This is a genomic window from Anaerobacillus alkalidiazotrophicus (assembly GCF_001866055.1).
This window is the reverse complement of sequence record NZ_MLQS01000001.1, coordinates 1004726-1018047: the sequence shown is the minus strand read 5'-3', so window position 1 is coordinate 1018047 and position 13322 is coordinate 1004726. Positions and strand designations below refer to the sequence as shown.

The following is a 13322-nucleotide window of genomic DNA, read 5'->3' as shown; positions in this document are numbered from 1 at the left end:
ATCTTGATATCAACCAACTGATAATACTTAGGTTTTATCTAAGAAGGAATCCAAGAAGTCATTGAGGTCAGAAACTTGACTAAAGTGACCGAGCTCGTGGCTGCTTGCGCTAGATAGTTTCCAAGTTAGAAACTTATAAATTCTGTACTGTAAAAAAGCTAACCCACAAGAGGTTAGCTCTAATTATTAACAACAATCATTAACTCCAACCATAACTAATCCAGACCCTTCTGGTGTTTGTTGGAAATCTAAGGTTAATACTTTCGTTTGTTCCAATACACTTTTTTCAAATGCAACTTGAATTCCATTAATTGTTTCAATAATGTCCTCATCTGCTGCCTCATCCAGAGACAGTCCTAATTTAGGGCCACCTCAGCCCATTCCTGCAAAAATTACTTTAATCCCTTTTGCATTGTTTTCATCAAGAATTCCTTGAATGAATGACTTAGCTTCATCTGTAATTTTCATTTTTTCACCTCTAAAAAAATTTAACCATTAGAAAATAATGATCCTAAAGTTATCGTACCAACATTTTATGTTATTCACAAGAAAAATGACCTATCAAGAATTTGTTTTACATCCTCGTTCATCCTAATGTTGTAACTTTTACAATAACAAAAAATAGGTAAGCTATTATTCAGCTTACCTATTTTATATTCGTTTTAAACGTATTCATACTATTTGCTTTAAAAAAATTCTTGACCTTGGAAACGATAGAAATGGTTTTTTCATCATTAATCCCATGAAAAATACGGATGACAATGAGAAAATATACGACTATTGTTAAACTGATCAAAAGATAAACCATGTCATTCCTACCTCCACTCATTGATAATAATTTTCAATGTCATTATATTCTTTCCATGCATATAATATCAAGTATTTTTATAAATTTTTGATAAATGTTCACAACTAATAAAAATGACGATTTTCTACCAAGAGAATATTTATCATAAAAAAAGGTGTTAAAACTCTTTAATTAGAGTTTTAACACCTTTTTTATAGTATCAGAATTTATAAATTTCTAACTTGGAAACTGTCTAGCTTCAGCGCCTTTCGCTCGTGACCAAGGCGCTTGCGCTTTTCTTGTTTATTCCACTTTTTCAAAAAGTTTCAAATCAGTAAGTACTGTTACAAGTTCTTCTTCATCTTCCATACTTAACTCTACGACTTGACCAGGTTGCAGAGCAAGGGCTAGTAAGCCTAATAAACTCTTTGCATCAACGACCCAATGATTCTTTTTAATTAGGATTGTACTTTCATACTTACTAGCTACATTCACTAATTTACTAGCTGACTCAGCAAAAATTGGTGTTAATACTTTTAATTTCATAAAGCACTTCCTCCCTTTTCTCAAATGATTTAAGTTGTGATTATCATATTTTACCATAAATATGATGAGATAGTTATTTTTTTCTTAGTTGACCTAACTAACACAATAATTTAGTTGGGTAATCTAAGAAAAGCGCAAGCGCCCTTGCTCATCGACGTAATAAGCTGGACTGAGTCGAGTGAGATATTAGGAGGATCGAAAGTCGTTAGACTTTCGTTCTCGACTTATCGTAGACGAGACGAAGGAAGCTTTCTAGTCGATAGGGCGCTGGAGCTAGACAGTTTCTAAGTTAGAAATTTTATACTTTCTTACCTTGTAAGAAAAAAACTCTCCCATTATTGGGTAGAGTTTATTGTTCATCACTGTATAACTGTTCTTGAAACTTCATTGCTTTTCTATGAAAAAACATAGCACATAAAATTGCACATATACTTAATCCTATTAGCAGAATATGTTGAATTTGAGTTGCACCTTCGTTAGGAACCAGTAATCCAACAAACATAAAAGTAGTTAATGCTAACAAAATAAAAGCAAATCTCTTGTAATCAGTTACTTTATCTTTTAATAGCTTTATATGATTGTTATCGTTATCCATCATTACAACCCCCAACTCTACGACAATATCACACATTTCAATTACTATTTAAGTATAGCATGTGCTAGAGTTTAAGGTTACAAGTAAATATTAGTAACGTTACGTTATTTTAATACATATAAAGAAGTTACTTCATCCTCTGATAAACGTGGATAGTCGACGTACAAGGACGTCGACTATTAGGAAAATTATTTTTTTATATGTTCAAGCATTAATAAAACAAGCTTAGCTGAATTAACAGCTGCAGTTTCTAAAAATTGATCATAAGAAATTTTCGCATCACTTCCAGCTATATCACTTAATGATCGAATAATAACAAATGGACAACCAAATTGGTAACATACCTGTGCAATCGCACCTGCTTCCATCTCTGAACAATAAGAATCTTTAAAAATTTCTTTCAATTCGATCACTCGTTTTTCATCACTCATGAAAGAATCTCCTGACAAAATCAAGCCTTTAACTGAATGAACCCCGACTTCCGTAGCGCTTTTTTCAGCGATAGAAATTAACATCTCATTAGGTTCATAATATGCTGGCATTCTTGGTACTTGCCCAAACTCATATCCAAAAACAGTTGCGTCAACATCATTGTAGCGAACCTCTGTTGAAATGACAATGTCACCAACCTTTAAGCTTTCTTCAAAACCACCAGCTGACCCTGTATTTATTACATAATTAGGAGAAAATTTTTCTATTAAGAGCGTAGTTCCTATTGCTGCGTTTACTTTTCCTATTCCTGATTTTAAAAGGACAACATCTACTCCATTTAACATCCCTGTAAAATATACACATCCAGCAATTGTTTCCTCTTTCTTATTTTCAAGCTTTTCTTTCAGAAGATCAACTTCTTCATCCATTGCTCCTATAATCCCAATTCTCATATCGAATTTTCCTTTCTAATACATACATAAAATATATGGTAATCACTTTAATGATAGTAAAACTTCGGTAAAAAGCAAGTAGCTACAAAATTTCAAGGCTGCTATTAATCACTACTTGTATTGTTAGTGGATTACCTTGACATATAAGGATTTTCATCTAGTCGTTGTACACTTACTGGCATCCAACCTTCATTTGTTACCCATTCTATTCGTACTTGATACGGTGTTGCTCGAGTGGTTGCATCAGCAACAATACCTACGGCACTTTGATTATCACCGCCGTTACCGACATGCCAAATTGTCATATCTTCACCAAGACCAGTTGCATATTGAAAAGCCTTCGTCATTTCTCTCCAATTAATATGTTCTTTACTGTATACTGCACTAAATGGTTCTTCTTGCACAGTACCGATAGGCTTCCATTCTCCAGGTTGGGAAGGTGTCGCTTCTGATGTGTCTATATTTGAAGTATCTATTTCCTCATCATTACGATCATCACTAGATGGCAATACACCATCTGCTTCCTCTATATTATTTTCTTCTGAAATCACCTCTTGAGCTTCACCTTCAATATTATCTACTACTTCGTTTCTTTCATTATTATTCTCAACCACCGTTTCAGAAGACTTACCACTAAATAATACCTGTCTACCTACTAGTAAAACCATAAAAACTACAACTATAATCGCTATATTAAATATTTTTTGTACCTTTTTACGTTTCCTCTTATAACTTCTACTGCTATAGCTTTCTTCTTCACTCATATATGTTCCCCCTCCTCATTGATGAAATCGATATCGTAAAACCAAGCCCCTCTCAATTCCATCTTTGTTCTTCATTGGTTAATGATCTCATCATATAGATAAGTATCACGAACTACCTTTAATAAAGCTAATATATATTATTATGAAACACTTAGTTACCATTATAATCAAAGAGAAAAACTTTTTCGATAGATAGAATGAAGTTTTATTCATTAAAATTTATCCAATCTTATTTATAAAGCTGAACTTCAATCAGTAAGGGTTTTCCTTCATCCCCCACTGATGATTAGTTATTCTATATAGGACCTTTAGGGGCAGTTAACCCCCACCTAAACTTCTCGGATTTTCTTACGTTTTGAGGTGGGGGTCTTACTGCTCCTTAAATTGGGATAAACTATCTACTTTATGTAGATACTCAACTATTTTATTAAAAGCCTTCAAAGTTTTCATATCCCCGTTACGATGATCCAAATCAATGATCACCATTACATATTTAGGATTATCTGCGGGAAAATAGCCTGCAAACCAATGAGTTAAATCCTTTTTCTCAATACCTTTTTGTGCTGTTCCAGTCTTTCCTGCTATAGGATAAGGACTCTTTTTTAATACATGATGAGCTGTCCCTAATTCCATTTTTACTACTGATCTTAACAACTCTTGTAGTCTCATTGCGGTATATCTCGATATATTCTCATGATCATTAATAGTTTGGATTGGAAAATCTACAAACGTAGTACCGTTTTCATATTTTATTTTAGAGGCTCCTCGAACTTGCATTTTTTCCCCACCTCTTGCTATAGTTGCTAACATGTTGGCAACTGCTAAAGGAGTGATACGTACATTTTTTTGGCCAATTGCTGTTTGTGCAATAGCATACTTATCTTTGAGGTCAATCTCATCCTCTGAAATTATTCCTTTTTCTTCTTCAGGAAAATGAGCAATATTTTCTAAACGAAAAATATCGCCATTCCACCCCACTTTATCCAGCAATCCTAACTTCTTAGCATACTTTTGTAATACTTTATCATCTTTCTTTAATAACTCATTTGCAAGATAGGCAAAGGTAAAATTGCAACTCTGAGAAAAACTCTCATGAAAGGTTAACTTTCCTAATTGACGAGGTTCATCTCCATCTCCATATAAATCCTTATTACAGTCAAATAAATCATTTTTATTAATTAGATTTAAGTCAATAGCTGCTGCAGCTACGACAATTTTAAATATTGAACCTGGTGTATAGGATGTAACTATATGATTTACTGCCCCTTCATCAAAAGGGAAATTCACATTATAAGTAGGTAAACTAACAAGAGAAAGTAGATCATTCGTTTCTACATCTAAAATTACTGCTCCTCCCTTCGTCAAACCAACTTCTCGTAATACGTTTATAACATATTTTTGTATGTCTTTATCTATTGTAGTAATTACTTCCGTAGGATGATAGGGATTTGCAGGTGCGTTATATTTTACATCAAAGCCAAATAATGGTTGGTTTAAATTATTAACAAAATAAGCTAAACTACTATTTCCTTGAGAAATAAGAAACGGATCAAAAGCTCTTTGCATTCCTGAAACACCGATTTCAGAATGAACAGAAATATTTCCATTTGCGACTTGAGTTTCATATCTCCTTTTTACTTCTTCAACATTCTCACCAAGTACACCAAGTAAGTGTGGAGCAATATTTTCTGTCCGCTGTTGGACATTGTGTACAAATACGCCTGGAATTTTAAGCTTATTAATTTTTTCCATATCATTTCCTGACAGCTTTAATGGGTTTCCATCAACTTTTAGGATAAACGGTTCTTTGGAGGCAGTTAATGCTTCTAAAATCTGTTCTTTTTCAATTTGTAGGATGTTCGATATTTTCTCTACTGGCCAATCTCTTGTTTGTAGAAATGGAAATAAAATTAAACAAGGATAATAATCTGAATTTAATGCCTCGCCATTTCGATCTGTAAAGTATCCTCTTCCTGAATGTAAGACAAATATTTGTGTCCTTTGTTTAATACTTTCTTCCACTAAATCAATATTATTTTTTGAAAAGTGATTTGTTGCAAAGAGTTGAACATATGCAAGTCTAAAAATAATAATAAACATTATAACCGTTGATATCACTAGTATTTGAATTATCCGTTTATGTATAGTCATATAAACACCTCTATACATTCATTGTTAACCTTCTACGGATATATTTATTCAAAGCAAAAAATTCGTTTCTTTATATCTACAATCTTTTATCTGAGTGAATTTCGCAATATAAAAAATAAATCTAAATCAATGTACGAACAGTGTTAAAAGTAACTAGATATAGTATCTTAGAGGCGGAAGTAATGAATTATTAGAATTCATTACTTACAAAAGAAGATGCCTCCCCCCCCCAAAAAAGGAAGAGTCAGGCATCAATGATTTACTTTATTTAATTTCTAAAATTTCTACTTTCATTTCTCCACCAGGTGTTTGTACAGTTACTTTATCTCCTACAGTTCTGCCCAATAAACTTTGGGCCATTGGTGAGTCATTTGAAATTTTGCCCTCAAATGGATCACTTTCAGCACTTCCAACGATCGTATAAATTTCTTCATCACCATCTGGTAACTCTTTAAATTTAACGGATTTACCTAATGAAACAACAGACGAGTTTGTCTCGTCCTCTTTAATGATGACTGCATTACGAATCATCTTTTCTAAAGTTCCAATTCTTCCTTCAACGAAGGCCTGCTCTTCTTTTGCTGAATCGTACTCAGAGTTTTCCGATAAATCTCCAAAACTACGGGCGATTTTTATACGCTCAACAACTTCTTTTCTTTTTTCAGTTTTTAGATATTCTAATTCCTGTTCTAATTTTGCCTTTCCATCCAACGTCATATAAAACTTTTTGTCTTCACTCATCTTGATCGTCACTCCTTAGTTAAATGTCTACATTTTCAATTACTTTTTGTCTTTTGTTAAGATATTATTTTTTTGGTAAGGTTTTCAATAGTATTTCGCTATACAGCCTCAATAAAAATATGTTCCATTGTAAAAATAATTTTTTATAATAGGATCTTCAATTAATATGTATACAGAAAAGCTTAGCATTAACCATATACTGGTTAATACACAAGCTTTTCATTACCACCATATGTTATTGATTAGCAATTTATAAAGTATAAAAACCTCACTATCCTATGCTATTACAAAATTTCCTTTTCTTCAAGGATTGTTCTGATTTTCGTCACCATTAGATCAATTGCGACACGATTTTGGCCACCTTCTGGAATAATGATATCCGCATATCTCTTGGTAGGCTCAATAAATTGTAGATGCATTGGACGAACAATAGAAGTGTATTGCTCTATAACTGACTCCAATGTTCTACCTCGTTCTTCAATGTCACGTACAAGCCTACGAATGATCCGAATATCTGCATCAGTATCTACAAAAAGCTTAATATCCATTAAATCACGAAGTCTTTTATCTTCTAAAATTAAAATTCCTTCTAAAATAATAACATCTTTTGGCTTTACGTAAACACTTTCTTTTGCTCTAGTGTGATTTGAATAGTCATAGATAGGTTTTTCAATGGTTTGATAAATTAATAATTGCTCTAAATGTTCTATTAACAAGTCATTATCAAAAGCAAGTGGATGGTCATAGTTTGTCTTTATCCTCTCATCCATTGTTTTATGACTTTGGTCCTTATAATATGCATCTTGTTCAATCATTAATATAGATTTTTCGATAAATTGCTGATATAACTCTCTAGCTACCGTTGTTTTCCCTGAACCTGTACCACCTGCTACACCAATGACAACGGGCTTCTTTGTCATTATTGCACTCCTTTTCGCATCATATTATTCGGAAATAAAGGCTTGTCTACTTTAAATTTAACAATTTGTAGTGGATGTCTAGCTGCATCTAAATCTTCATTAGTTTCAGCATCCCACACTTCGCCAACTTCAATTTCAAAGTTTTCAATTTCAGGTCCAAAAAACTCTACTTTATCACCAGGTTTAAAATAGTTTCTCTGCTGTAATGTAACGATTTTTGTTTTTTCGTCATAATTTAAAACCAACCCAGCAAAATCATATGTCGTTTTCTTTCCATCAATTCTTCCGAACAATTGCTCTTTATACGTAGGTGTGTCGTTCTCAAAGAATGATTGGGCTGTATCACGATTTGCACATTTATCTAATTCTGCTATCCATTTTGGATCTAGTTTAAAATTATCAGGATCAGCACAATAAACATCAATAACTTTTCGGTAAACAGATGTTACCGTTGCTACGTAATGAATAGATTTCATTCGACCTTCAACCTTCAAACTGTCTATACCTGCTTCTATTAGTTTCGGAATTCCTTCAAGTAAATTTAAGTCTTTCGGACTCATTGAAAAAGGTAAATGTTCTTCGGTATACAATGGATTTTCATTGAAACTCTCTTGATCCATATGTTCATACAAGTGATAATCCCAACGACACGATTGGCAACATCCTCCTCTATTAGAGTCACGTGCTGTCATATGATTACTTAGGACACATCTACCAGAGTAAGAAATACACATAGCCCCATGGATAAATGCTTCTATTTCAATATCTACTTGCTTTTTCATTTCTAGCATTTCTTCAAGTCCAACTTCTCTTGCTAGTACAACACGATGAAGTCCTTCTTCCTTCCAAAACTTTATCGCTTGCCAATTTGTTAATGACTGTTGTGTACTTAAATGGACCTCTACTTTAGGAGCTACCTTTTTACATGTTTCTATAATTAACGGGTCAGCTACAATTATACCAGTAACGCCTACTTTTTGAAGATCTTGTAAATACTCTTCTAACCCATCCATATTTTCATTATGGGCGAAGATGTTTGTTGTAACGTAAATTTTTGCTCCATACTTATTAGCGAATTCTACCCCTTCTTGCATCTCTTCAATTGTAAAGTTATCCGCATTTGAACGCAAACCAAATTCTTGACCACCAATAAAAACTGCGTCTGCACCGTAATGAACAGCTACTTTTAACTTTTCTAAGCTTCCGGCTGGAATAAGTAACTCAGGCTTTTTAACGATAACACGCTTTCCTTCTGAAGTTATTGTTGATATTTGTTCCATCTTACACCCCTCCTTTTAATAAACAGTCTCTTTAAAGAAAAATCCTGTGTCTAAACTTCGATTAACTGGTTGGATTTTCTCAATTTCTTGATAGAAATAAGATTTTTGATCTTGATAAGCATCAGAATCTTCAAGATATAAATCAATAGCTTTACTATATAATTCAGTTACCTTTTCAATGTAATCTATGCTCTTTAATATCCCATCAATTTTAAAGCTATCAATACCAGCATCAAGCATATCTTCTAATTCATCTATAATACAAATATCTTTAGGGCTCATTATATGTGTTCCATTTTTGTCTTCAAAAATTGGATATTTTGCATCTCTTTCCGGATCATGTAAAAACAACGATCGATCCTTACTTCGCCCTTCAACTTTCAAGTCTTTACCTTGGAACTCCATATAGTTCCCAATTAACGTACGTTTCGATTGAAACATACATGTCATTCCGTGAATTTGAACTTCAATTTCACCCTCAGCATGTTCTTTTGTTTCGACGATTGAGTCCATATTTATTTCACGAGCCATAACAGCTCTTTTAGCCCCTTTTCGGTTCCAATAATTTGCTGAGAAATAATTTGTTGCTGTTGTTTCTGTATTCCAGTGAAGCTTCATAGTAGGCGCTACTTCACGTGCCGCCATTAAAACAGCTGGATCTCCAAATACAATTGCATCAACTTTTGCTTCTGCTAAAAAAGAAATATAATCAGGTAGCAGAGGTAATTTATCATTATGAAAAAGAGCATTCATAGCCACGTACACCTTCGCTTCATGTTTATGCGCTATTTCTACAGCCTTTTTTATATCATCACGTTTAAATTCTCCAACAAGACGTAAGCCAAATTCTTCCTCACCAATTAAAAAAGCAGTTGCTCCAACCTTTAATAACCGGTTTATATCATCAGTTTTGGTTGGTGTAACGAGTATTTCAGGTTTTTTCATTATTAGTCACCACCTATTTTTTCTTGCTAATGGCAATTCCATCCCCAATTGGATAGAATGTTGTATCATATTGCTCATTTGACATTAACATTTCATTGTATGAACGTAAATTCACTACCATCGTTCTTAGACCTTTGGCTACCTTACCTTCGCTTGCAACAATCCCTTTAAATAGAACATTATCACTAATAATTAGTCCACCTTTTTCAACAAGAGGACTATACAATTCAAAAAAGCGTTTATATTGTCCTTTAGCAGCATCAATAAACAAACAATCAAATGAATGTAATGCTTTTATTTGATCAATCGTTTCTAATGCGTCTCCATGAATTAGAGTTATACGCTTTTCTAAGTCTGACATACTAACATATTCCTTGGCTATCTCATATCTAGTTTTGTCTCTTTCAACCGAAACTATTTCACAATCTGGGAGTCTTTCAGCCATTCTCATAGCTGAATATCCAATTGCCGTGCCAATTTCAAGAACTTTTGTTGTACCAGCCAAAGAAAGTATTTGTAACATTGCTTCCATACTAATAATATCCATAATCGGTACATCATGGATACGTGCGTATTCTTCCATTTCTGTTAATAGCGGGTTTCTAGATTTAATTAATGAGCTGATATAATGATTTATTTGATCTGAGACCATAAAAAAGCCTCCTTTATTAAATAGTTATACTTTTGAAATAGTGCTTTAAACTAAAAAATGTTTCTATAAAATAAAAATCTTCTAGTAGATAGATTAGAGATAGTGAAAGGTAGGTATTAAAAAGAACGATTTATTTTAGCATAAAGAGAAAGAGAATGCGAATATATCACACTCTCTCAAGAAAAGCGCAAGCGCCTTGGTCACGAGCGATAGGCCTGAAGTGACCGAGCTCGTAGGCTGCTTGCGCTAGACAGCTTTCCAGCTTCAAAATTTCCCTTGTAAAAAAGATAGAAACCGGAGTAGACATCTTTCAAGGTAATGTACAAATATCTTTATTAAAGCTTAGCCAAAATATCTACGTATAATGCATGGTGTATTATAAAGTTTTCTATCAAACGCTAGTCACGATACTTTCTTAGTACTTCTTGATGTTGCTGGAATGTTTCAGAGTAAATCACATTACCTTCGTTTGTTGCATAAAAGAAAAGGTCATTGTGCTCTTCTGGTTGTAGGGCAGCTTTAATTGAAGCTTCACCAGGATTATTAATAGGTCCTACTGGAATTCCTGTGATACGATACGTATTATACGGTGAGTTAATTTCCAAATGAACATATAACGTTCTTGATAAATGCTCACCATGAGCATATGCAACAGTTGGATCAACCTCTAAGCGCATATTCTGATTCAGTCGATTATATAATACACCTGAAATTTTATAACGGTCCTCACTCTTTTGAGCTTCACCTTCTATAATTGAAGCCAGAGTCAATATTTCGTGTGTTGTATATTCACTATCCTCTAAATCGTCAAGATAGCGCCCTACTACTTGCTCTGTCCTTGTTAACATCGATTCAATTATAGTTTCTATCGAAGGATTTTCTTCAACAAAGTCATATCTTGCTGGAAATAAATAACCTTCTAGTGGCCAACGTATCTCTTCGTTTAAAATATCTTCAGTTAAAACTGTATAGCGATTAATTAACTCTTTAAGATATTGTTCATCTTTTACTTTTTCCTCTAAATCCTTCAATTCATGATTCGTATTTTCAGAAATGATTTTTAAGATATTCTCCAACCATCTTCCTTCAGGAATAGTAAAACTCACGGCATAGTCTTGAGGTAATGTTCCTTCTTTTAAAGCAACGATAATTTCATCCATTGTCATAGATTTAGATAATTGGTAATCTCCAGCTTGAAATCCACTTTCATTTTTATAACGAATATAGTATCGGAAAAAGCTAGCATTATTGATAAGGCCGTTTTCTTCTAGAATATTTCCAATTCGAGTACTAGTGGAGCCAATAGGAATATGAATATCAAACATTTCTTCATCAGTTTCATCCATTGGTCCTAAACTTGATTTCACATAATAATATGCCGATGTCCCTGCAATACCCAACGTGATAATTATGAATAATAAACACGCTAAAACAATTTTACGAACAATGCTCGCTTCTTCTTGACGTTCTTGTAATTTTTTTCTTTTTATCTCGAGCTTTTGTTTCTTTTTTTCTTCTTTATCCATCCACTTTTCCCCCTCAAAACCCACTAATAGAGGGTATTTCTTTTATTTTTTCATTACATATTCATACAAACAATACTCCTATTATACTATATTTCTACAAAATATCATTAAAAATGTAGAATATTGTTGAGGGAATTCAAACCACTCAAACCTATATATAGATTCGACTAGCCTATCATATTAAGAAAAATCTAATCGCTTAGTCTTATAAGAAACTTCTCCTACAACACTCCTTAAAGCAATGTTTACGCGACGAATAAACGATATGCTTTCGCTCTCGACTTATCGGCGAGGCGAGAGAAGCTTCCTAGCTTCAAAATTTCTTTTTTGAACAAAAAAAGGACAGGACTCAGTAAAGAGAGTTCCATCCTTTAATTCAGTTATTACTCTTCTTCTCCTTCAGAGAATGTGTTAAGCATCTCCTCAACCATATCCCATTCTTCATCAGTTTCGATTGGATGAAGTGATAGATCATCGTCTCCGTCACCTTTTTCTTCGTAACGGAAAGCATGAACCTCAACCTCTTCTTCATCGTTTTCTTCGTCTCCGGCTGCAATTAATACCATATAAGATTTACCGGTTTCTTCCACGTCGAATGTAAATAACACTTCAAATAAATGCTCGTCTCCATTTTCATCAGGAATAATAATTCTTTCTCTTTCTGCTTTTTCCACAAATAACACCTCATTAATTTTTGTCTAATCAGTGTAATGACATAGCTATAATATCTGCAATACTATTGCTAACATACACTTATTTTAATACTGAATCTAAATAACCTTGTAAAATCATGACTGCTGCCATTTTATCTATAACTTTTTTTCTTTTTTTACGAGACATGTCAGCAGCAATAAGCATTCTTTCAGCTGCCACTGTTGTTAAACGTTCATCCCATAAAATAACAGGTAAATTAAATCGTAATTTAGTTTCTTCTGAAAAAGCTTTGCAAGCTTCTCCGCTTGGACCAATTGTACCATTCATATTTTTAGGTAAGCCTACGACTATTTTGTTTATATCCAGTTCTGAAATTAACGCTTTAAGCTTCTCCCAATCTTTTTCTGGATCATCCTGATCTCTTCTGATCGTTTCAACACCTTGGGCCGTCCAACCTAGTTCATCACTTACTGCAACTCCTATTGTTTTTGTTCCAACATCTAGACCTAATGTTCTCATATTACTCCTCTTGGTGCTGTGATAAATACGATTTTACTAATTCTTCTATTAATTCATCTCTTTCAAGCTTACGAATTAGTGATCTTGCATCTTTATGCCTTGGAATATATGCTGGATCACCTGATAATAAATATCCAACAATTTGATTAATCGGATTATATCCTTTCTCATCCAACGCTTCATAGACAGTAAATAGTACTTCTTGAACATTCGTATCTACTGAGTCATCTTGGAAGTTAAATTTCATCGTATTATCCATTGAACTCATCACAAACACCTCTTTTCCTACAATGCACATTGATTATTAATACCCATTATCTCCCAACAAATTCGGACAATTTTTTCCGTATATCTATAT

The 13322-nt window shown here is 33.4% G+C and carries 16 protein-coding genes; all 16 read right to left on the bottom strand.

Annotated elements, in window-relative coordinates:
- Positions 1 to 186: 186 nt before the first annotated feature.
- Positions 187 to 468, bottom strand: coding sequence for a HesB-like (seleno)protein (locus tag BKP45_RS23520; protein ID WP_342707762.1), 282 nt, complete (start codon positions 466 to 468; stop codon positions 187 to 189).
- A gap of 178 nt (positions 469 to 646) precedes the next feature.
- On the bottom strand, positions 647 to 808 hold the full coding sequence (locus BKP45_RS22385) for a hypothetical protein (RefSeq protein ID WP_169823082.1): 162 nt from the start codon (positions 806 to 808) through the stop codon (positions 647 to 649).
- A gap of 282 nt (positions 809 to 1090) precedes the next feature.
- A complete protein-coding gene (locus tag BKP45_RS04810; protein WP_071388574.1) occupies positions 1091 to 1333 on the bottom strand; it encodes an HPr family phosphocarrier protein in 243 nt (80 codons plus the stop codon).
- Between the two features lie 349 nt (positions 1334 to 1682).
- The gene (locus tag BKP45_RS04805) at positions 1683 to 1928 is read right to left on the bottom strand and encodes a YrhC family protein (protein WP_071388573.1); all 246 of its coding nucleotides are present in this window, start codon (positions 1926 to 1928) and stop codon (positions 1683 to 1685) included.
- Positions 1929 to 2116: 188 nt separating this feature from the next.
- A complete protein-coding gene (mtnN, locus tag BKP45_RS04800; protein WP_071388572.1) occupies positions 2117 to 2812 on the bottom strand; it encodes a 5'-methylthioadenosine/S-adenosylhomocysteine nucleosidase in 696 nt (231 codons plus the stop codon).
- Positions 2813 to 2943: 131 nt separating this feature from the next.
- Positions 2944 to 3576 carry a YrrS family protein gene (locus BKP45_RS04795; protein WP_071388571.1) on the bottom strand — a complete coding sequence of 211 codons (633 nt, stop codon included), beginning with the start codon at positions 3574 to 3576 and terminating at the stop codon, positions 2944 to 2946.
- Between the two features lie 369 nt (positions 3577 to 3945).
- The gene (locus BKP45_RS04790; RefSeq protein ID WP_071388570.1) at positions 3946 to 5727 is read right to left on the bottom strand and encodes a peptidoglycan D,D-transpeptidase FtsI family protein; all 1782 of its coding nucleotides are present in this window, start codon (positions 5725 to 5727) and stop codon (positions 3946 to 3948) included.
- A gap of 264 nt (positions 5728 to 5991) precedes the next feature.
- On the bottom strand, positions 5992 to 6468 hold the full coding sequence (gene greA, locus BKP45_RS04785; protein WP_071308610.1) for a transcription elongation factor GreA: 477 nt from the start codon (positions 6466 to 6468) through the stop codon (positions 5992 to 5994).
- Between the two features lie 284 nt (positions 6469 to 6752).
- Positions 6753 to 7388 carry a uridine kinase gene (gene udk / locus BKP45_RS04780; protein ID WP_071388569.1) on the bottom strand — a complete coding sequence of 212 codons (636 nt, stop codon included), beginning with the start codon at positions 7386 to 7388 and terminating at the stop codon, positions 6753 to 6755.
- Entirely contained in the window at positions 7388 to 8668 is a 1281-nt protein-coding gene (locus tag BKP45_RS04775) for a peptidase U32 family protein (RefSeq protein WP_071388568.1), read from the bottom strand. Before BKP45_RS04775 ends, udk begins: the two co-directional genes overlap by 1 nt.
- 15 nt (positions 8669 to 8683) lie before the next feature.
- Positions 8684 to 9613 (bottom strand): peptidase U32 family protein, encoded by a 930-nt coding sequence (locus BKP45_RS04770; RefSeq protein WP_071388567.1) that lies wholly within the window; start codon positions 9611 to 9613, stop codon positions 8684 to 8686.
- A gap of 13 nt (positions 9614 to 9626) precedes the next feature.
- Entirely contained in the window at positions 9627 to 10265 is a 639-nt protein-coding gene (locus BKP45_RS04765) for an O-methyltransferase (RefSeq protein WP_071388566.1), read from the bottom strand.
- A 398-nt stretch (positions 10266 to 10663) separates the two neighbouring features.
- Positions 10664 to 11791 (bottom strand): endolytic transglycosylase MltG, encoded by a 1128-nt coding sequence (gene mltG, locus BKP45_RS04760; RefSeq protein ID WP_071388565.1) that lies wholly within the window; start codon positions 11789 to 11791, stop codon positions 10664 to 10666.
- Positions 11792 to 12174: 383 nt separating this feature from the next.
- Entirely contained in the window at positions 12175 to 12465 is a 291-nt protein-coding gene (locus BKP45_RS04755) for a DUF1292 domain-containing protein (protein ID WP_071308604.1), read from the bottom strand.
- A 79-nt stretch (positions 12466 to 12544) separates the two neighbouring features.
- On the bottom strand, positions 12545 to 12964 hold the full coding sequence (ruvX, locus tag BKP45_RS04750; RefSeq protein WP_071388564.1) for a Holliday junction resolvase RuvX: 420 nt from the start codon (positions 12962 to 12964) through the stop codon (positions 12545 to 12547).
- A gap of 1 nt (position 12965) precedes the next feature.
- A complete protein-coding gene (locus BKP45_RS04745) occupies positions 12966 to 13232 on the bottom strand; it encodes an IreB family regulatory phosphoprotein (protein WP_071388563.1) in 267 nt (88 codons plus the stop codon).
- Between the last annotated feature and the right edge of the window lie 90 nt (positions 13233 to 13322).

Bases quoted from the DNA above. Each gene is read 5' to 3' on its own strand.
- BKP45_RS22385 (WP_169823082.1), bottom strand. From the start codon at position 808: ATGGTTTATCTTTTGATCAGTTTAACAATAGTCGTATATTTTCTCATT.
- BKP45_RS04810 (WP_071388574.1), bottom strand. From the start codon at position 1,333: ATGAAATTAAAAGTATTAACACCAATTTTTGCTGAGTCAGCTAGTAAA.
- BKP45_RS04805 (WP_071388573.1), bottom strand. From the start codon at position 1,928: ATGGATAACGATAACAATCATATAAAGCTATTAAAAGATAAAGTAACT.
- mtnN (WP_071388572.1), bottom strand. From the start codon at position 2,812: ATGAGAATTGGGATTATAGGAGCAATGGATGAAGAAGTTGATCTTCTG.
- BKP45_RS04795 (WP_071388571.1), bottom strand. From the start codon at position 3,576: ATGAGTGAAGAAGAAAGCTATAGCAGTAGAAGTTATAAGAGGAAACGT.
- BKP45_RS04790 (WP_071388570.1), bottom strand. From the start codon at position 5,727: ATGACTATACATAAACGGATAATTCAAATACTAGTGATATCAACGGTT.
- greA (WP_071308610.1), bottom strand. From the start codon at position 6,468: ATGAGTGAAGACAAAAAGTTTTATATGACGTTGGATGGAAAGGCAAAA.
- udk (WP_071388569.1), bottom strand. From the start codon at position 7,388: ATGACAAAGAAGCCCGTTGTCATTGGTGTAGCAGGTGGTACAGGTTCA.
- BKP45_RS04775 (WP_071388568.1), bottom strand. From the start codon at position 8,668: ATGGAACAAATATCAACAATAACTTCAGAAGGAAAGCGTGTTATCGTT.
- BKP45_RS04770 (WP_071388567.1), bottom strand. From the start codon at position 9,613: ATGAAAAAACCTGAAATACTCGTTACACCAACCAAAACTGATGATATA.
- BKP45_RS04765 (WP_071388566.1), bottom strand. From the start codon at position 10,265: ATGGTCTCAGATCAAATAAATCATTATATCAGCTCATTAATTAAATCT.
- mltG (WP_071388565.1), bottom strand. From the start codon at position 11,791: ATGGATAAAGAAGAAAAAAAGAAACAAAAGCTCGAGATAAAAAGAAAA.
- ruvX (WP_071388564.1), bottom strand. From the start codon at position 12,964: ATGAGAACATTAGGTCTAGATGTTGGAACAAAAACAATAGGAGTTGCA.
- BKP45_RS04745 (WP_071388563.1), bottom strand. From the start codon at position 13,232: ATGAGTTCAATGGATAATACGATGAAATTTAACTTCCAAGATGACTCA.